Raw genomic sequence first — 19,225 nt, forward strand, 5'->3', positions numbered from 1 at the left:
ATATTAATGATTATTTTTGATTTCGTCATGTTTTATTGTTGATTTTAAGCTCATTAAAAGCGGATAAAAAGCACGTTAAAAGCAGATTAAAAACAGCAAAATAGTAGATACCGCACGAATTTGTCATAAAAAACATGAAGTGGATATTTATCCCACTATCCTCAAAATCAGTTGATAGACATGAGTTATTACCGAAAGTGAGAAGGAGAATTAAATGGCATCTCGAATTTAGTAGCGAGGGGACATTATAAATAATAAGTTTCCGCATAAACTTATTATTAATAACATTAATATTGTAATGGCCTTTCGTTATGTAAATAGAAAGGTACAGTACAAGATTAATAATGTATCCATAGTGTATTTATGAATTAACTTCACTAAGTTCAGTAAAGATACCCGGTATACCTATCGATAAATTAGCCTGCCAGGGAATATTTTTCGATACAAGTACATCTTTAATGTATTGACAGCATGTAATGACTGTTTTTTAAACCGAGGAATAAGATGAAAAGCAAAATAATTAATATTGAAGTCAAAGATATTCGATTTCCTACTTCTAAAAATCTGGATGGCTCTGATGCGATGAATGCCATATCGGATTATTCTGCTACCTATGTCACATTAAGAACGGATGCCAATGATGATTTGGTGGGTAATGGTCTGACTTTCACTATTGGCCGTGGTAATGAGCTTTGCGTGCAGGCGGTAAAATCATTGTCTGCGTTATTTGTTCAAGACCGCTACCTGGAAGATATTACCGCTAATTTTGGTCGCTATTGGCATGAATTGGTGGCGGGGGATTGCCAGCTACGTTGGGTTGGCCCGGAAAAAGGGGTTATCCACCTGGCGACTGCAGCGATCATTAATGCTATTTGGGATCTGTGGGCCAAAAAGGAAGGTAAACCAGTATGGAAACTACTGGCGGATATGTCACCAGAGCAATTGGTTAATTGTGTTGATTTTACTTATCTGACAGATGTGTTGACACCGGAAGAAGCGATTACGATGTTGCGCAAAGTCTCTACTACCAAAGCTCAGCGCGAGGAAGAAATGCTGCGCGATGGCTTCCCTGGATATACCACTGCCGCCGGATGGCTAGGCTATTCGGAAGAAAAAATGCGAACGTTAGCACGGCAAGCTGTTGCCGATGGCTGGACGCATTTGAAGCAAAAAGTGGGAGCTGATATTGAGCAAGATATCCGTCGTGCCACTATTTTGCGCGAAGAGTTAGGCTGGGATTACAAATTAATGATGGATGCCAATCAAATTTGGGATGTTGATCAGGCGGTGGAAAACATGCGCCGACTGGCAGCATTTGATCCTTGGTGGATTGAGGAACCGACCAGTCCGGATGATATTTTAGGTCATGCAGCCATTCGCCAACGAATCGCGCCGATTGGTGTCGCAACCGGAGAACATGCACATAACCGGGTGATGTTCAAACAGATGTTCCAGGCAGGTAGTCTTGATTTCTGCCAATTAGACCCAGCCCGATTGGGTGGGTTAAATGAAGTATTAGCAGTATTGCTATTGGCCGCCAAATTTAATATTCCTGTTTGTCCACATGGTGGTGGTGTTGGTTTATGCCAATATTCACAGAATATTGTTTTATTCGATTATATCGCAGTATCAGCATCACTGGATAAAAGGGTGCTGGAATATGTTGACCACTTACATGAAAACTTTATTGAGCCAATAACGATTAATCGTGGGCGCTATATGCCGCCAAAATTACCAGGTTATAGCGTCACGATGAAAGAAGAGTCGCTGGCACGATTTGAGTATCCCCATGGTGAAGAATGGCGTAGCTAACAAAAATATGCCTTTTATAATAATTTGTTTTATAACAATCTGTTTTTATAACTACATGTGTTTTATAACTGCATGTTTTTTATAATAATAAGTTGATTTTATAAAAGGCCGCTTTGCCATCATAGAAATGATTGAGGAGTGGGCAAATGTCACCAAACGATAAAAGCGAATTGCTATCGTTAGCGATAAAGAAATCAGTCAGAAGATTATTACCCTTTCTGGCAATGATGTATATCATGGCCTATCTTGACCGGGCTAATATCGGTTTTGCGAAAGATACTTTTCAGTTGGATACTGGGCTAAGTAATGCTGCATATGCTTTTGGTGCAGGTATATTTTTTATTGGCTATGCCATATTTGAAGTGCCCAGCAATATATTTATGTTTAAATATGGTGCGCGTATTTGGCTGGCACGGATTATGGTTACCTGGGGGGCAATTTCATCCCTCATGATGTTTGTTAATTCAGAAGTCAGTTTCTACGTATTACGTTTTTTATTAGGCGCATGTGAGGCCGGTTTTATGCCCGGTGTCATGTTGTATCTGACATTCTGGTTCCCGATTAATGTGCGCGCCAAAGTGGCTGGTTTCTTCTGGTTTGGGCCACCACTGGCATTTATTCTGGGCGGGCCTTTGTCGGGTGGTTTGTTATCAATGCACGGCGCGTTTGGTTTGCACGGTTGGCAAATTATGTTCCTGATCACGGGATTATTAACGATATTAGTCGGTATTTGGGCTTATTTCTATCTTGATGACCGGCCTTCAGATGAGCGCTGTACCTGGCTCACCCAACAGGAACGAGATGTGTTGTGTGAAACCATGAATGCAGAAGAGCACGACAAGTTGAGTCATGGGCCTAAGAGTATCTTGCAAGCATTATTAGATCCTAAAGTTATCTTTCTGTGCCTGATTGCTTTTACTATCCAGGTTGGTTCATACGGGATTGCATTCTTCCTGCCAACACAAGTGGCGAATATTTTAGGAACCAAGGTTGGATTCCTGGTTGGGGTAGTGACCGGTATTCCATGGCTGTGTGCATTAATTGCGGCTTACTATATTCCGCATTTTTCCACTGTTATTCGAGAACGTCGCTGGGTTGCTTCATTGACCTTATTTGCGGGGGCTGCAGGGGTTGCTGGTTCAGCGATGTTAGCAGGAACACCGTTATTAGCTTTCATTGCTTTGTGTATCGGTTGCGCAGGTTTATTGGCGGTACAACCTATATTCTGGACATTCCCTACCGGCTATTTAGGCGGTGCAGCAGCGGCATCAGGTATTGCTTTGATTAACTCGCTGGCAAACCTGGGTGGATTTGTTGCTCCGAATATTCGGGTCTGGGCAGAAAGTACTTTTAACTCTTCGGTTGCCGGTTTGTATCTTTTGGGTGCCATTGCTTTGGTTGGTTCGGTCATGATCCTGGCTGTTTACCGACTCGGTATTGGTAAACAAGAAGAACGACATAATGTCGGCCCTGTAGGTAATAGCCAGCAAGCATCGCAATTATAACGATTTGCTTGTAAAGATGAAATGCACCTCAGAATTTGGGGTGCATTTTGTGTCGCTGTTCGATATTTATTGAACAGTAATGGGGGTTATCTTAGTGATGGTCGTTTAAACCAGGATTGCACCATACGCGGCTTGGAGAACATCACCAAATTACCTAATAGGATGAGTAGTAAACCGATAATGGCGTTCAAGTGCCAGTGATAGCCTTCATAGAAAGTTGAAATCGTGAGTGCCACCAGAGGGAATAACAACGTACTGTATGCTGCGCCACTGGCTCCGATACGACCAATCAAACTGAAATAAGCGGCAAAGGCAATGACAGAGCCAAAAATAGCTAAATACAACAAAGAACCAAGGTAACTTGAAGTCAGTTCAATCGTGAAAGAGTAATGCTGAATAAGGCTGAAAAAACCCATCAATACAGCACCATAAGTCATAGCATAAGCATTAGTTGATAGAATATCCAACCCTCGGCGCTGATGGCGACTGCTTATCATATTACCCAGAGAGAAACCGTAAGTTCCAAGCAAACTCAGGCCAATTCCTTTTAGTAGTTCGGGTGATATTTGAGTCACAGTGAGATCTTGCCAGAACAGGGCGATAATACCGACCATCCCCAAAATACTGGCAGGGAGCAGACTAGGGCTGAGGCGTTGGCGGAAGAAAATCATGCCGTTAATGGCATTAAACAGTACCGCCATGGAGAAAATAACTGATTCCAGGCCACTGCTAATATAAGCTGCCGCATGATAGAAACAGTAGAAATTAAAAGCAAAGACACAAAAACCTTGAGCGGCACAAAATAGGTGGTCACGTAACGTAAGATGGCGTAAACGGCGGGCGAGCAGTAAAAAAATCATCATGACGCCAGCGGCCAAGGCAAATCGATAAAATATGGATACAGTAATCGCAACATTACCTTGTTGTTGCAGGGTAATCGCAATCCACGTCGTTCCCCAAATAAATACAACCAACAAATAAAGTAGTACGTTCATTATTATTTCTCATCATTCCTGAAAACTGCAGTATCTATCTGTCGGGCTGCAAGTGCTTTCAGTAGGTTGCGGTGAGTTGCAAAATCTTGCGCATTTTTGAGATTAATAACTGGAAAATATGGTTTGTGGCACAGCAAGTCATTAAACTGATTTCATTCGCTTTACCACAGGATGTTAGTACGATGTTGGAACAGTATCAGGCCTTTGAAACCCTTAAAGAACATAAGGCTCGTTTGCATGATTGTGTGCAACTTGGCTCGGGTATTCAATTAGCCGCCTGGTCTAATAGTCATGACTGTGTCACGCAGGAAAGTCCGGACCATCATACTTTGAGTTTGTATGTTGCAGATGGCTATGAGTGTTATCACAAAACGCGGACCGGATGGAAAAATGGCGGAGGGCCGGATCGTTTTTGCATTATGCCAAAAGATAGTTTGTCGAGCTGGGATGTGCGGGATGATTTATCGTTTGTTCATTTGTATTGTACTGATAAGCATCTGCGCCAATTGGCAGAGCAGATCTGGGAACGTAGCCCTCAATCTATTCAGGTTGATGAACGTGTTTTCGCCGAAGACCCACGAATAACACTGTTGTATCGCCAGTTTTTACTTAATTGTGATTGGCAAGAACAGGCTAATCATTTAGCACTCAGTAGTGCAACTACTTTGCTGATGACCCATTTGCTCAAAAATTATACCCAGCTGCAGTGGGCTATTCCTGCTATTCGCGGTGGTTTGGCCCCAGTAGTATTAAAGCGGGTAAAGGAATATATCGATTATAATCTTACGCAACCGTTACTTTTGTCAGACTTGGCTACACAGGCGGGGCTGAGTGAGTTCCATTTTGCGCGAATGTTTAAACAAAGTACCGGGCTGGCACCGCATCAGTTTGTGCTAAAAGTACGTTTATGTCGTGCCGAGCAATTATTAAAACATAGCGCGATGCCACTTATTCATATTGCTTTGGCGTGCGGTTTTAGCTCCGCCAGCCACTTTAGTAATTGCTTTAAAAACACTTATGGGCTAGCTCCCTCAATGTTGAGGCAATACCCGTCGTAGATTTGATTGATACTACAGCGGGCAACTCAAATCTCCTTCTGGGCAATTAAGAAATGATTTTAGTTGCGCGTTACGCTCTTCGGTTTTCTGGGCCAAACAAGCAGAAATAATCATCGGATGCACTGAGCCTCCTTCGGTGGCTGATGACTGGAAAGTACAGTCAGCATCACGGTATTTTATCCAGGTCAATTGCGCGCTTTTTAGTAATGCCCTTTGGTCTGGCGTTGTTTTGGCGAGAAGATCTTTGTAAGTCCGATTAAGTTCAGCATCGGCTTTTTTATAATCTGAATTTGCACATCGATTCATATCCTGTTGTGTTACTGCATTTTTACATTCAACGGCCAGAGCTTGACTGAGTGGTAGTATCAGTAATGTGGCCAATATTATTCTCTTTTTTCGCATAATAACTCCCTAATAATAACTACAAACTACAATAGCCTCACAAAGGTGAGGCTTAGCATTATATTACATTCATTATTTGGCTGCTGTCATAACATCTTTTCTCATGTCAGAAATTTTTTTATCTGGTGATTTTTTACATATATCAATAAATTTTGGGGTATATACCGTGTCTGTTTCGTTAAAATCCACATAATCCCCTTTTTTATACCGAGTATCTTCATTCATAACCCAGAACGCTACTGGTGTCATGCTTTTGGGATTAAGGTCAAGGAATTCTTTACAAGTCATATCATTCGGTGTTGTGGAGGAGGCAAATACCGTTGTTACTGTTGTCAGGATAAAAGCGATGATGGCTATATTAAGCAATGATTTATATAACATGATTATTTCCTTTTCGGTCTGTTATCATTAGTGAAGTATTGTTGATATGTAATAGTGAGGTTTTTCTCATTATTTAGCATGGACTATAAAATTATTTATTGCCAGGTTTAGGGGGGGGTGATTCTGTGGTAAATTGGAAATAATTATTAGTTAACGTACCATGCATTATGATGAAATTAGCTTCATAATTAAAAGCAGATAAATAAAGACACTCTGACTTTAATTTATCTGCTGTGGTAATGATATCTATACTGAGAAAAATTGACTTTCAGTATTCAAGGTTTCTTATTGCCTTGTGGCGGTGGACATACATGTTTACCATCATGGGGAGGCTGGCCTTTGGATGTATGACTATTATTATGATCTTTGGGCGGTGGCAATGGGCGGCCATTTTTATCTTTAGGTGGTTCTGGAGGGCGTTTGCAGTTCTCATCTGATGGTTTTTGTATCTCTTTATGCACAGGGGCCGCCGCATAGCCGGTCGCAGTATTGAAGAGTAATACAGTGGACACACATATCATGACTAACGTCTTCATTTTCACTCCAATTGTTCAACATAAATCGTTGTGACTATAGCGGATTGATGTCTCAGTTTTCTTTGCGGGATTTGTAATGATTTTATCAAGTTAAATGTCATTACTTATCTAAGTGGGGGCGTTATTATAGTGAGCCTACACGGAGCCATTATCCTGTGTTACAATTCAATATGTTATTATTAATGGTGTTAAGTAAGTTAATGATATTTTTATTATTTTGTTTTGCGCACTAAATAATAGGTGATTTATCTTTATGTCTTTATTTTCTTTTTATCATAGCTGCCTGGATTTCCTTGCCAGGAAGGTATTTGGTCAACACTTAAAAGGTGAGCCAGTGAAGAGAGAAAATGGGAGGAATGAATTATCTACTCTTCAGTTGGATGTGTTATTGAATGCTGAAAAGCAAGTGGCCATTATTACGACTGACTTAGATAACTGTATTGCGATATATAATGTGGGTGCAGAGCGAATGTTCGGCTATTCTAAGAGTGAAGCTCTGGGTAAGCCTATTTCCAAGATATTACATATTCCTGAACAGGGTGAAACCCAAATTGAACTGGATTATCTGTTACTTAATCGACGCGAAGCCAGTGAATGGTGCTATCAACGCAAAGATGGTTCACGATTCTGGGGCGCATTGAGTGTCCATGAAATAACATCCGAAAATGATAGTGTAGTCGGTTATATCAGTGTAATTGCTGATGTTTCGGAGAGAAAAACCTTACTGATTGAATTGGAAAAAAGTAAGCAAATGCTGGATAGGTTAACTAAAAATCTGCCTGCGATGATTTATGCTTATTATTTAAATAATAATGGGGATTCTTATTTTAGCTATTGTAGTGAGGGGATCAGAAAAATATTTGACCTTGCACCTGCCGATGTTTTGCATGTGCCTAAAGAGAAAAACCCATTATTTAATCGTATCCATGCAGACGATATGGATATGCTCAAGCAGAAAGTTATCTTATCTCAACAGAATTTATCGGTCTGGAGTTGTGATTTCCGGGTGGATCTGCCGGGGAAAGGGATACATTGGCTGCATGGTGAGTCTTTCCCGACCCGCCAGGATGATGGTTCTGTTATTTGGTATGGTTCATTTTTTGATATTACGGAATTGAAACAGTCTGAATCGATCCTGAAAGCGTTGTCACAAACTGACGTGTTAACCGGGGTGGCAAATCGCCGTCATTTTGACGATGTCTATCAACGTATCTGGCAAAAAAAACAAGCTGAAGGTGGGACACTGTCTGTTTTGATGATTGATTTTGACAACTTTAAAAGTTTCAACGATCTCTATGGGCATGCCATGGGGGATGTTTGTCTGAAATCTATTGTTGAGACATTATCAAAATCTATTCGTGGTGGGTCAGATATTCTAGCGCGTTATGGTGGTGAAGAGTTTATCGTCTTATTGGCACCAAGTACGTTGACGGATGCAAAAGCAGTGGCCGAGCGTATGCGCAATTCCATCGAAGAGCTGGATATTCCCCACGGTATGTCACCCCATGGGCGGGTCACCATTAGTGTGGGGGTGGCATCAGTTGCTGATCCAGGTGAACACCTTACTGCGGCGGATTTGTCTACGGCAGCGGATAAAGCGCTGTATCGCGCGAAAGCCGCAGGGAAAAACCGGGTTGAAACAGTGGCACTGAGTTAATCTGTTGTGAGAATGTCGGTAGTCGCGTAGCCACTTTGGTGGTTTTTATATCTGTTACTTTGAACGGAGCCGAAGTGGCTCGACATCGTGAATTAAACTGGTGATTGTGTCCAGAACTCGGGGAGAAGAGAGCATTATTATATCGCTGCTGACCCGTAGGAATAACTCCAGGCTCACATTGGGTATCACGAGTAGGTGACGGCTATTTTTTTAGTATGCATGCTAAAAACAATAACTGACAAATACCGCAAATTTTAAACAGTTTGTAAGTTAATCGTATCTTAAGGGGGCAGGGTAATTCAACGACGTTGTGCCATATTCTACTCACCCCCTCATTTCGTACTGTAATGCTATCACTGATTAATAAGGGTCCTGAGCTTCACGCAGGCGTTCTTGTTCTTCAGCAATAACTGCCTGGATCTCCTCCAGTACACCCTCAACATCAGCAGCTTGAGTACTTTCTGCAAATTCACCGGTCAATGGAGTTTCAGGGTGCAATTTGCCATCTTCATAAAGCGCCCACATCTCTTTGGCATATTTGGTGCCAAGCAATTCCGGGGCATATTGACCATAATAATGTGTCATATTCGCCACATCTCGCTCCAACATGGCCTTAGCATGGTTATTCGCAGCAGCATTAACGGCTTGCGGTAAATCGATAATTACCGGGCCGTCTTTATCAATTAAGACATTAAACTCCGATAAGTCACCATGAACCAAGCCTGCACACAGCATCCGTACGACATAACGGATCATTATTGCATGGTCAATCAGGGCTTGTTCTTTGCTAAACGGGACATCACTGAGCCGAGGTGCGGCGAGGCCATCTTCATCGGTGACCAGTTCCATTAGCAGTACCCCATCAAGGCAGGCATAGGGTTGTGGTACGCGAACACCAGCATTGGCTAACAGGTACAATGCATCCACCTCGGCGGTTTGCCAGGTTTCTTCTTGCTGCTTACGGCCAAACTTAGATCCCTTCGCCATGGCACGCGCATCGCGGCTATTACGTACCTTGCGACCTTCCTGATACTGAACCGCTTGTTTAAAATTGCGGTTCTCAGCTTCTTTGTAAACTTTAGCGCAGCGGATATCCTGCCCACAACGGACAACATAGACATCTGCTTCTTTGCCACTTTTTAAACGACGGATGACTTCGTCAACCAAGCCGTCATCAACCAGCGGTTGGATTCGTTTTGGAATTTTCATGGCGTCCTTGTACCCTATTTAAGCCCGCGATGGAATGGTTTTGGCTGAATTTTCCTCCAGTTTACCATTCGAGCCCATCTGCGGGTGGGTTTTTACTGTGTATCAAGCTGCACTGAACTGAGCATTATGCAGTTTGGCATAAGCCCCTTTACGGGCGAGAAGCTCGTGGTGGTCACCTTGTTCAACAATACCTTCTTTATCGACCACAATGATGCGGTCGGCATTTTGAATGGTGGCTAAACGGTGCGCAATCACCAATGTTGTTCGGCCTTGTGATAGTTCGGTCAATGCCAACTGAATAGCTTGTTCGGTCGCAGTATCCAGCGCAGATGTCGCTTCATCCAGAATCAAAATCGGTGGGTTTTTCAGGAAGATACGTGCAATAGAAAGGCGTTGTTTTTGCCCTCCTGATAATTTTACTCCGCGCTCACCGACCACAGTATCAAGACCATCCGGCAGGCTTTCAATCAGCTCATCCAGACGGGCTTGTCGTGCTGCCGCCATGATTTCGTCATCACTGGCATCTAACTTGCCATAGGCGATATTTTCACGGATAGAACCGCCGAATAAGAAAACATCTTGTTGAACTATACCAATATTATTACGTAATGATTGCTGAGTCATATCACGGATATTGATCCCATCAATGGTGATAGCTCCCTCATCAAGCTCATAAAAGCGGGGGAGTAATGAGCATAATGTGGTCTTACCGGCTCCCGATGGCCCGACGAATGCGACGGTTTCGCCCGCACGGATTTGCAGATTCAAGTGAGTAAAGATTTTGCTCTGCGGCGAATAACCGAAACTGACATCCTGGTAGCAAATATCGCCTCTAAGATGGCCGACCGGACGGGCATTGGGTTGATCAACAATATCGGGTAAGGTATCAATCAATTGAGTGAATCGCTTAAATCCAGCTATTCCTTTCGGATAACTTTCCAGCACCGAGGTTATTTTTGCTACCGGGCGGAAAAACACTTCGACTAACAATAGAAAACCGACAAAACCACCATAGCTTAACTGATCATGAACGACATACCATGTGCCGACGACCATCACAATCAACTGCACCAGACGGGTGCTGAGGTAGCTCATGGTCATGCTGGTGGTCATGATGCGGTAAGCCTTCAGCTTCGTCGTACGGTAATCCTCATTATCTTTGGCGAATAATTTCTTCTCGTGGGATTCGTTTGCGAACGCTTTTACTACCCGAATACCGCCAATGCTTTCTTCAATTCGGGCATTAAAATTCCCTACCTGACCAAAGAGCCGGCGCCAGGTATCGGTCATTTGTGCGCCATAACGGCTGACCAAATAGGTCATAAACGGCACAATAACAATAGTGAGCAGCGCCAGTGGCAGATGAACGGACGCCATCAGGATAAAGGCACCAATAAAAGTCATCACTGCAATAAAAAGATCTTCCGGGCCGTGATGGGCAATTTCTCCGACTTCCTCTAAATCTTTCGTTACATGGGTGATGATATGGCCGGTCTTCATATTGTCGTAATAGCTAAACGATAACTTTTGCAGATGGCTAAATGCCTGGCGTCGCATATCCGTTTCGATGCCGACTCCAAGAGCATGTCCCCAATAGTTAACTATCGCCATGAGCGCTGTATTCAGGAGATAAATCATTAGCAGGCCGGTTGCAGCCCAGACTATCAACACCCAATCTTGGTTAGGGAGCAGTTTATCAATGAACAGTTTTACCGCCATCGGGAAGCTCAGTTCCAGCAGCCCGGCCAAAATTGCACAACCAAAATCCAGATAGAAGAGCCCTTTGTATGGGGTGTAATAAGAAAAGAAACGGCGGAGCATCAGAAGTCCTTACAATTACAGAGGGAAATGACAACACAAAACAAGAAAGCGATTTACGACATCATAAATCGAAATGGTTCTTAATAGCGTTTATTTTGCCAGTTATTAGCAGATAATAAAATTCTTATCTGTGAGAATATGCCGAAAGTAAAGATAAAATCGAGTTGTGTTAGTCATTTCATAGCGAGGAACAATGAGAATGAAGTTGACGATGACGGATACCCCAGCAACTGAAGATGTAGCTGAAATAATGGCAGGGCTGAAGACTTTTAACCGCAATTTTGTCGGTGATAATGGACGTCATCCATTAGCGGTGTTTATAACGGGTGAACAGGGTGAAAAGTTAGGGGGTATTACTGCCTATACATTAGGTAATTACCTGAGTATAGAATTGTTATGGGTATCAGATGCATTACGTCATTCTGGAGCAGGTAGTAAACTAATGCAGGCAGTTGAGCAGGAAGCAATACAGCGAGGATGCAAGTTCTCCCAAGTGGATACATTCAGTTTCCAAGCGCGGCCTTTCTATGAAAAACAGGGTTATCAATTGCAGATGACGTTAGAAAATGTCGTGGATGAGTATCATCGTTATTATTTAACTAAAAATTTGATGCGTTAGATCGCGCCGAAAATTCAGGTTGTTCACGCAATAGCATCTATAGGACTTAATCTGGTATTAGGTTAATCTGTTTTACATTGGATTAACTCATATAAATGGAAATGAATATGGCGGCCTCCTCAAATAAAAAGTTATCACTGTGGTCATTAACTTCGCTGGTCGTCGGTTCAATGATAGGTGCCGGTATTTTCTCTTTACCTGCGACATTTGGTCGTGCTACCGGGGGATTGGGCGCAATCATCGCCTGGATTATTGCAGGGGGAGGGATGTTGACTCTGGCCTTTGTTTTCCAAACATTGGCGCAACGTAAACCTGAACTTGATTCTGGTGTTTATATTTATGCTAAAACTGGATTCGGTGACTATGCTGGTTTTGCGTCGGCTATCGGTTTCTGGGCGGGTGCATGTATCGGCAGTGTCTCTTATTTTGTACTGATTAAATCAACACTCGGGGCATTCTTCCCACTATTTGGAGACGGCAATACTTTATCCGCTGTTTTAATTGCCTCATGTATTTTGTGGAGCTTCCATTTCATGGTGTTACGCGGCATCAAAGAGGCCGCGGCGATTAATACCATTGCAACTTTTGCTAAAGTTATTCCAATATTTATTTTTATTATTGTTTTAGCATTTGCTTTCCACACCGATACTTTCGCATTAAATTTCTGGGGTACTCAGTCTCTGGGGGCTATAGGTGATCTCTCCCATTTGGACGATTATGGTTATACCGGTCATGCGGCCTTGGAAATAGGTGCAGGCTCTGAATCTCTATTTTCCCAAGTTCGCAGTACTATGCTGGTGACTGTATTTGTTTTTGTTGGTATTGAAGGCGCGAGTGTTTATTCCCGCTATGCTAAAGAAAGAAAACATGTCGGCATAGCGACCGTTTTAGGTTTTATCGGCGTTTTATGCCTGCTGGTGCTGGTTACCATGCTTTCCTATGGTGTATTGCTGCGACCTGATCTGGCAGCTTTACGTCAACCGTCTATGGCGGGCGTGTTAGAACATATTGTTGGTCGATGGGGTGCCATATTTATCAGTATTGGGTTGATCATCTCAGTGATGGGGGCCTATTTGTCATGGACCCTGCTGGCGGCCGAAGCGCTCTATTGTGCAGCAAAAAGCCATATTATGCCGAGTGTCTTGGCTAGCGAGAATAAACATGGGGTGCCCTCCGCTGCGGTTTGGATGTCCAATATTTTCATCCAATTATTCTTAATTGTTACGCTTTTCACCGAGTATGCCTTCCAACTCGCACTTGAGTTAACCAGCTCACTGGTTCTGATTCCCTATCTCTTGGTTGCTGCATATGGCTTGAAATTGGCCTGGACTCGAGAAACATACGTTGTGGGGGCGAAAGACCATAAGAAAGATTTTATTATTGCATTAATAGCAACTTTCTACGCCGTACTGATGGTGTATGCCGGAGGTTTAAAATATATCTTATTGTCGGCGGTGATATACGGTCCAGGAACCTTGTTGTTTATTATCGCTAAACGCGAGCAGAAGAAATTAGTCTTTTCGGCTATTGAAAAATGTGCTTTTGCCGTAGCGCTCATTGCAGCTGTCGCGGCGCTATATAGTCTTGCGACAGGTATTATTACCGTGTGATAAACTTGATGATACTGAGTGAAAATAGACTCGGAACCTCAAGCCTGGGTTATGATCGCAATACATTATCTATCTTAATGTGTTTGCAGTATTCCCTTATATTTACAATGGATGGGCTTGATCTATAACACAGACTACGACAGGATCGCGTTGGAAAAGCCGGCTATCAGGCTAGCGCTAGGATGATTTTGATAACAATGCGCCCAATAAAACGCGATTTTTCTTATGCAGGGTTACGGCTGGTGTGTTTTGCCAGTAGGTATTGCTTTGAAAAAACAAGAAAATATCACCCAGAATAGTGACTATTCAACGGGGATTGGCGACGCGCAATTTGCGCTCGTAGTTTTACTGACAACATCATGTTTGTTGATTGCAATAACGTTGATTGTGATCCTATGGTTAATTTGATGTGCCATAGAAATTAGGGAGAATGTATGGACAAGAGCTTGTTTGATGACAATAAAATCATTGCACTAATTGGTTTATTGTTGGCGGCACTTATTGTTGTTAGCACCATGTTTGTGATGACCTACATGGCGGATCGGCAGCGCAATGAAATACAAACCATTGATGTGCAGAATTGCTACAAAAAAAACTGAGAATATATTCGCCGGTTAGCGCATATCTGCATCCTGGCGAATAATGGCATGGAGCAGATTAGGCCAGCTTCTGGTGAGTAGTATGCAAGGGCAAAGCGATATTGAGGTCAATATCGGTATTTTGCCGGAAGTCATACGGGGTGATGCCGTAACGTTTTCTAAACATGTAAGTAAAGTGTGACTGTGAACCAAAGCCAAAATCCAAAGCAATATCAAAAATAGCGCTATCACTACTTCTTAGCTGATAAACGGCACCCGCTAAACGCCTTTCTCGAATGTATTTACCTAATGATACTCCTGTTACTTCTTTAAATATTTTCTGCATATGCCAAAGCGAGTAGCCCGAGTATACGGCTAACTCTTCAAGGTAGATGACTCGCCCCAGATGGGTTTCGACCCATTTACTGAGGGCGCAGACTAACGCGAGATGATTTTCTTGTGACATTATTTAGTCTGTTTTTTGGGGTTGGGAGGAGTGCAGTATACACAAGTTGAATCTAACAACACAAAACACCAAATTGGTTTTGATTGTAGCAAATATATCATGAACTCTTTCCAAGACGTGTTTGCAAAAGAGCTTTCTGGTGCCATAGTAAAAGGGTAGTGTCATCTGAAAGGGGAAGACCCCGAGGATAAAAGGTTGAGTCTGGAAAAATAGAAATTAAAAATGATGAGGTGATCGCATGTTGATAACAGTGATTATGACTCTGATAGCGGTTGTGGGTGTAACCGTCTTTCTAAAGATGCCAGTAATGGTTCTGCATAAAGGTAAAAGCGCAGGAGGTGACAAACTGTGAGACTAGAAATATTGTGATCAATCGATATGTAATGACTTCTCTTCCGAACCAGGTGATTGATAGCTATCAAACCTGGTTTTTTTATGCCGATAATTCTCCGCAGACGCATTGATAGAATCGCGAACATGGCAGGCTAAAGAAATATATCTGTGAGCGTGATATCCTTGCACAATATTATTGTGAAGGAATTATCCATGTCCGAAATGTTCACTAATGACCAGGAATTGGTCTCCGATCTGGTTGCCTGCCAATTGGTTATCAAACAAATTCTTGATGTGATTGATATTATTGCCCCAACTGAAGTACGGGATAAAATGTCTCATCAACTCAAAGCTATTGATTTATCTTCACATCCCGCGGGAACTGACCCAGTAACTAAGCGTGCAATTGAGAAAGCCATTGCATTGATTGATATGAAGTTCACGCAGAAGTAACGCACTATCAGTTGTGTTTTGGTCTGTAGCTTGGGCACAGACCAAAACCCGTGAGCTGGACAAACTGCGGATAAATGCTCACTGCTATGGATTATTCAAAGACATTATTACCAATCTTTTTTACTAGCGGACAGTTACTGACACCAATAATACCATTCTCCCCGTTTATAAATTGAGCGGTTGAAATGCCTCTGGCTGTCAGATACTTGCATTGTAAACCGATGCCGGCAGCATTCTTCTCGCTGCCAATCAGCACGCCATAGCCTGAAAAGAGTAAGCCTAAGTATATGATTGCCACTACCAAGAGAAGTCTGAATAAACTCATATTGTTACTCTCTGTAATTAGTTTTACTTATTATATAATAGATATGTTTAACAGTTTAACTTGTAATAATGAGATGATTAATAGTAAAAATCCTAAACACTATTGATTTATAGAACGAAATGGCAAGATAGACACTAAAATGGGATACTAACGTAATGGTAAACATGAGTAATTACATCTTGGCTATAAAAGGTTGATGTTTAGTAAAGTATAATTAAAAAAAAATGTTGAATAAGGTATCTGATTTGAACATTAAAAAACTTGTCGCAACGGTAGGGATTATCGCCGTTTGTTGCTTGTTTTACCTGTTAGCCCTTGATAGCTACTGTGACCAAGGGGGAACTTTTTCTACTGGCATTTGCGCTATTACTTCGATTATTCCATGGTAAGGATAGCTCATCCCTTATATATATAATAACCAATATAAACTATTACTTGCAGTTATTGTTATTAAATATTAATAGATTGCTCGGATTAACCTTTGCGACGAGGAGAGTGATAAGATAGTGCCTTCGTCACGTATGTAATAGGGTAGTCAATGTTGGATACAAATATGGGCACAATGGGTATTGTCCCAATCGCTTTTTCGCTGTTTACCGTCATTTTTTTCTTGATAGTTTGGTTCTTTTTGAGCCGTGCCAGCGTGCGAGCAAACGAACAAATTCGCTTGTTACAAGACATCGTCGAACAACAGAAACAGCAAACAGAATTACTCAAAGCATTACTGGCTAATGCAACAGGTGCCAGTGACTTTCAAAGTGACAGTGATATCGTTTCTTCGCTTGATTTCAAAGGCGTTATTCCAGAGAGATAAACTTACCGACTCTGGCACTGCGGGTTGGCAGTGTCAGAGTGATTCCCATGCCTACATGTCATCCCTTCTTTTTCTCTCATTATTCTCTATGTTCGGTTTGACGTCCTGACGCCAGTCCACTCTTTAGTTGAGCCAAAACAAACACGTTTCTTGTCATAAATTTGTCTTAATTTCACCGTAATGTAGCCTGAACTTTATAGGTGAATGGTGATTCGGATGATTAAATGGTATGAAGAAAGTGACAGCGAAGTGAACAGAAGCATTGCGTTACTGAGCGGTGAGGATCCAGACAAGTGGTATCCGTATGGCGGCATTAAAGGCAAAGATTACTGTAAGAACCCTTCCGATGCATGGCCTATCATCTATGCCAACAAAATTGGTCTCTATTCCCCAGAAATTAATGATAATAATCAGTGGAATGCCAGAATTACCAATCCGCAAGGAGAATGGCAAGCCTATAGCCAAAGCCCACTGCGCGCGGCGATGATCTGTTATTTGCTCAGTCAGGAAGTGTGATAATCCCCCCAGTCATTCTCAGTAATAGTGAATGTCCCGTGCAGCTCGGATCGCGGGAATGACAAACGGTAAGGCGTTTTTTGATTGCTTTCGTGGAGCTGATGATGAAACGTATTATTAAAGGTGATTCAAATTTGTCACACTTAGTTATTGCTCATGCCGCAATTGACCACCATCAAAAATCCTACGGCGAACGGCGTCAGGGCTGGCCATCAACTTATCTTATCCGCTACAAGAATAATCGAGTTGCAGTTGAGGTTGTCACCCGGCGTCAGTCCTATGTGGCTACATTAATGATTGGCGCACGAAATTTGAGTAAATTATGTGGTATATCTGCGTTACATCTTTGAGGGATATCCAGAGCCTCAGTTAATAAAACAACCGGCATATATAGTGCTAGCCGATTGTTTTTCATCCTGTCAGCCATGAATGACCTTAATCCTTGCCGCAATCAGGTTTAAGTGTTAAAAAACCGCCGCAGATTCATTTACGAAAGGCACTTTTTACCACGCGAGTGTGTGACAGTGCGGCAGAGGATAGGATGGAACAGCAGTTGCAGGATTCAACATTAAAACGCGGTTTAAAAAATCGCCATATTCAGTTGATTGCTCTGGGTGGAGCTATCGGCACCGGGTTATTTCTGGGGATAGCACAAACCATTAAAATGGCTGGCCCCTCAGTGATATTGGGTTATGCCATCGGCGGTTTTATTGCATTTCTCATTATGCGTCAGCTAGGTGAAATGGTTGTTGAGGAACCTGTTGCCGGTTCATTCAGTCACTTCGCCTACAAATATTGGGGCGATTTCGCCGGATTTTTGTCTGGTTGGAACTACTGGGCAATGTTTATTTTGGTCGGAATGGCCGAATTGACCGCCGTAGGTATTTATATTCAATATTGGTGGCCAGAAATTCCAACCTGGGTGTCAGCCGCTATATTCTTTGTTCTGATTAATGCCATCAATCTTGTTAATGTGCGGATGTATGGTGAAACTGAGTTTTGGTTCGCGATCATCAAGGTTGCCGCCATTATCGGTATGATTGTATTTGGCGCGTATCTGTTGGCATCGGGCTCAGGTGGGCCAAATGCTTCTGTCACTAACCTCTGGGCGCAGGGCGGCTTTATGCCTCATGGCTTTAGCGGGTTAGTGATGGCGATGGCGGTGATTATGTTTTCTTTCGGCGGGCTAGAAATGGTGGGCATCACTGCCGCAGAAGCTGAAGATCCACATCACAGTATTCCTAAAGCAACCAATCAGGTTGTCTATCGTATCCTTATTTTTTATATCGGCTCTTTGGCCGTGCTTTTATCACTTTATCCGTGGGGCAAAGTAGTGGAAGGCGGCAGTCCTTTTGTCATGATTTTCCATGCACTGGATAGCAATCTGGTCGCTACAATTTTGAACGTGGTGGTGTTGACTGCGGCACTGTCGGTCTATAACAGCGGCGTGTACTGCAATAGCCGGATGTTGTTCGGTCTGGCATCTCAGGGCAACGCGCCTAAAGTGTTGACCAAAGTGAATAAGCGCGGAGTGCCAATCTTATCAATTGCGCTTTCAGCCCTGGCAACTTCGGCCGGTGTGGTCATTAACTATGTCATGCCGGGTAAGGCGTTTGAATTATTGATGGCGTTGGTAGTATCAACATTGGTCATTAATTGGGTCATGATCTGTTTGGCTCACTTGAAATTCCGCGCCGCCAAAGTACGAGAAGGTGTAGAACCACGCTTTAAAGCACTTTGGTATCCCTACGGTAATTATCTGTGTCTGATATTCCTGATGCTGATTCTGGTCATCATGTACTTTACTGATGGGATTCAGATTTCAGTGTTGATGATGCCGGCATGGATTGCACTATTGTGGTGCGGATTTATGCTGACTCGCCGGAAAGGTAAGAATAGCCAATCGAAGTTGAAGGATTCCAGTGCCGTCTGATTAGATTGTTATATGGAGTGAAATAGCCGGGCAGCAACTGCGAAGCCCGGTTATTTTTTACTTAAAAAACAAGCCATCGTTTACATTATCAGCAATAAATAAGATAGATAATTCCAGCTCTATAATAGGTAAAGGCTATCGTCTTTTTCGAAGTTATATACGCCAATTGAGATCGGTTCTTAATAACAGCGTTTAACCATTT

The 19,225-nt window shown here is 42.6% G+C and carries 22 protein-coding genes; 14 read left to right on the forward strand and 8 right to left on the reverse strand.

Translation table 11 applies throughout. The features are described from left to right. The first annotated feature begins 504 nt into the window (after positions 1–504). On the forward strand, positions 505–1,812 hold the full coding sequence (locus tag FTB31_RS16090; protein WP_050077441.1) for an enolase C-terminal domain-like protein: 1,308 nt from the start codon (positions 505–507) through the stop codon (positions 1,810–1,812). 146 nt (positions 1,813–1,958) lie between these two features. Then, positions 1,959–3,317: an MFS transporter gene (locus tag FTB31_RS16095; protein WP_050077442.1), complete on the forward strand. Its 1,359-nt coding sequence runs from the start codon at positions 1,959–1,961 to the stop codon at positions 3,315–3,317. Between the two features lie 86 nt (positions 3,318–3,403). Here FTB31_RS16095 and FTB31_RS16100 read toward each other — a convergent pair whose 3' ends face one another. Then, entirely contained in the window at positions 3,404–4,312 is a 909-nt protein-coding gene (locus FTB31_RS16100; RefSeq protein WP_050077443.1) for a DMT family transporter, read from the reverse strand. A 182-nt stretch (positions 4,313–4,494) separates the two neighbouring features. Between FTB31_RS16100 and FTB31_RS16105 the strand changes: the two genes are divergently transcribed. Further along, positions 4,495–5,370 carry a helix-turn-helix domain-containing protein gene (locus FTB31_RS16105; RefSeq protein WP_050077612.1) on the forward strand — a complete coding sequence of 292 codons (876 nt, stop codon included), beginning with the start codon at positions 4,495–4,497 and terminating at the stop codon, positions 5,368–5,370. A 12-nt stretch (positions 5,371–5,382) separates the two neighbouring features. Here FTB31_RS16105 and FTB31_RS16110 read toward each other — a convergent pair whose 3' ends face one another. From FTB31_RS16110 to FTB31_RS16120, 3 genes are all read right to left on the reverse strand, one after another. Beyond that, positions 5,383–5,772, reverse strand: coding sequence for a lysozyme inhibitor LprI family protein (locus tag FTB31_RS16110; protein ID WP_227719791.1), 390 nt, complete (start codon positions 5,770–5,772; stop codon positions 5,383–5,385). A gap of 72 nt (positions 5,773–5,844) precedes the next feature. Further along, the gene (gene hdeB / locus FTB31_RS16115) at positions 5,845–6,153 is read right to left on the reverse strand and encodes an acid-activated periplasmic chaperone HdeB (protein WP_227731590.1); all 309 of its coding nucleotides are present in this window, start codon (positions 6,151–6,153) and stop codon (positions 5,845–5,847) included. Positions 6,154–6,428: 275 nt separating this feature from the next. Further along, a complete protein-coding gene (locus FTB31_RS16120; RefSeq protein WP_050077446.1) occupies positions 6,429–6,689 on the reverse strand; it encodes a hypothetical protein in 261 nt (86 codons plus the stop codon). Between the two features lie 253 nt (positions 6,690–6,942). Here FTB31_RS16120 and FTB31_RS16125 point away from each other — a divergent pair, with 253 nt between their 5' ends. Then, positions 6,943–8,346 (forward strand): sensor domain-containing diguanylate cyclase, encoded by a 1,404-nt coding sequence (locus tag FTB31_RS16125; protein ID WP_175631714.1) that lies wholly within the window; start codon positions 6,943–6,945, stop codon positions 8,344–8,346. 360 nt (positions 8,347–8,706) lie between these two features. On the opposite strand, the gene FTB31_RS16130 is transcribed toward FTB31_RS16125, so the two are convergent. After that, positions 8,707–9,555 carry a PA4780 family RIO1-like protein kinase gene (locus FTB31_RS16130; protein ID WP_005158129.1) on the reverse strand — a complete coding sequence of 283 codons (849 nt, stop codon included), beginning with the start codon at positions 9,553–9,555 and terminating at the stop codon, positions 8,707–8,709. A gap of 102 nt (positions 9,556–9,657) precedes the next feature. Further along, positions 9,658–11,376 (reverse strand): ABC transporter ATP-binding protein, encoded by a 1,719-nt coding sequence (locus FTB31_RS16135; protein WP_050077449.1) that lies wholly within the window; start codon positions 11,374–11,376, stop codon positions 9,658–9,660. A 199-nt stretch (positions 11,377–11,575) separates the two neighbouring features. On the opposite strand from FTB31_RS16135, the gene FTB31_RS16140 reads away from it, so the two are divergent. The 4 genes from FTB31_RS16140 (at position 11,576) to FTB31_RS16155 (ending at position 14,204) form a co-directional block, all read left to right on the forward strand. Next, the gene (locus FTB31_RS16140) at positions 11,576–11,995 is read left to right on the forward strand and encodes a GNAT family N-acetyltransferase (RefSeq protein ID WP_050077450.1); all 420 of its coding nucleotides are present in this window, start codon (positions 11,576–11,578) and stop codon (positions 11,993–11,995) included. 107 nt (positions 11,996–12,102) lie between these two features. Next, the gene (locus FTB31_RS16145) at positions 12,103–13,605 is read left to right on the forward strand and encodes an amino acid permease (protein ID WP_050077451.1); all 1,503 of its coding nucleotides are present in this window, start codon (positions 12,103–12,105) and stop codon (positions 13,603–13,605) included. A 225-nt stretch (positions 13,606–13,830) separates the two neighbouring features. Continuing rightward, the gene (locus tag FTB31_RS16150; protein WP_050077452.1) at positions 13,831–14,013 is read left to right on the forward strand and encodes a hypothetical protein; all 183 of its coding nucleotides are present in this window, start codon (positions 13,831–13,833) and stop codon (positions 14,011–14,013) included. 26 nt (positions 14,014–14,039) lie between these two features. Further along, positions 14,040–14,204 (forward strand): hypothetical protein, encoded by a 165-nt coding sequence (locus tag FTB31_RS16155; protein WP_050077453.1) that lies wholly within the window; start codon positions 14,040–14,042, stop codon positions 14,202–14,204. A gap of 58 nt (positions 14,205–14,262) precedes the next feature. Here FTB31_RS16155 and FTB31_RS16160 read toward each other — a convergent pair whose 3' ends face one another. Further along, complete coding sequence (locus FTB31_RS16160; RefSeq protein ID WP_050077454.1) at positions 14,263–14,649, reverse strand: helix-turn-helix domain-containing protein; 387 nt, start codon at positions 14,647–14,649, stop codon at positions 14,263–14,265. A gap of 546 nt (positions 14,650–15,195) precedes the next feature. Between FTB31_RS16160 and FTB31_RS16165 the strand changes: the two genes are divergently transcribed. Continuing rightward, complete coding sequence (locus tag FTB31_RS16165; RefSeq protein ID WP_050077455.1) at positions 15,196–15,435, forward strand: DUF2766 family protein; 240 nt, start codon at positions 15,196–15,198, stop codon at positions 15,433–15,435. A 91-nt stretch (positions 15,436–15,526) separates the two neighbouring features. On the opposite strand, the gene FTB31_RS16170 is transcribed toward FTB31_RS16165, so the two are convergent. Continuing rightward, positions 15,527–15,760 (reverse strand): YobH family protein, encoded by a 234-nt coding sequence (locus FTB31_RS16170; protein WP_005163677.1) that lies wholly within the window; start codon positions 15,758–15,760, stop codon positions 15,527–15,529. A gap of 245 nt (positions 15,761–16,005) precedes the next feature. Here FTB31_RS16170 and FTB31_RS16175 point away from each other — a divergent pair, with 245 nt between their 5' ends. The 5 genes from FTB31_RS16175 (at position 16,006) to FTB31_RS16195 (ending at position 19,023) form a co-directional block, all read left to right on the forward strand. After that, positions 16,006–16,149, forward strand: a complete 144-nt coding sequence (locus FTB31_RS16175; protein WP_072081862.1) for a PhoP/PhoQ regulator MgrB — start codon at positions 16,006–16,008, stop codon at positions 16,147–16,149. A 149-nt stretch (positions 16,150–16,298) separates the two neighbouring features. Next, positions 16,299–16,574, forward strand: a complete 276-nt coding sequence (locus FTB31_RS16180; protein WP_050077456.1) for a YebO family protein — start codon at positions 16,299–16,301, stop codon at positions 16,572–16,574. Between the two features lie 216 nt (positions 16,575–16,790). Further along, positions 16,791–17,090: a phage protein NinX family protein gene (locus FTB31_RS16185; protein ID WP_005163675.1), complete on the forward strand. Its 300-nt coding sequence runs from the start codon at positions 16,791–16,793 to the stop codon at positions 17,088–17,090. 104 nt (positions 17,091–17,194) lie between these two features. Continuing rightward, complete coding sequence (locus FTB31_RS16190; protein ID WP_005163674.1) at positions 17,195–17,440, forward strand: DUF4060 family protein; 246 nt, start codon at positions 17,195–17,197, stop codon at positions 17,438–17,440. 191 nt (positions 17,441–17,631) lie between these two features. Next, positions 17,632–19,023, forward strand: a complete 1,392-nt coding sequence (locus FTB31_RS16195; RefSeq protein WP_077173987.1) for an amino acid permease — start codon at positions 17,632–17,634, stop codon at positions 19,021–19,023. The last annotated feature ends 202 nt before the right edge of the window (positions 19,024–19,225 follow it).

The organism is Yersinia proxima (genome assembly GCF_902170785.1).
Taxonomy (GTDB): Bacteria; Pseudomonadota; Gammaproteobacteria; order Enterobacterales; family Enterobacteriaceae; genus Yersinia; species Yersinia proxima.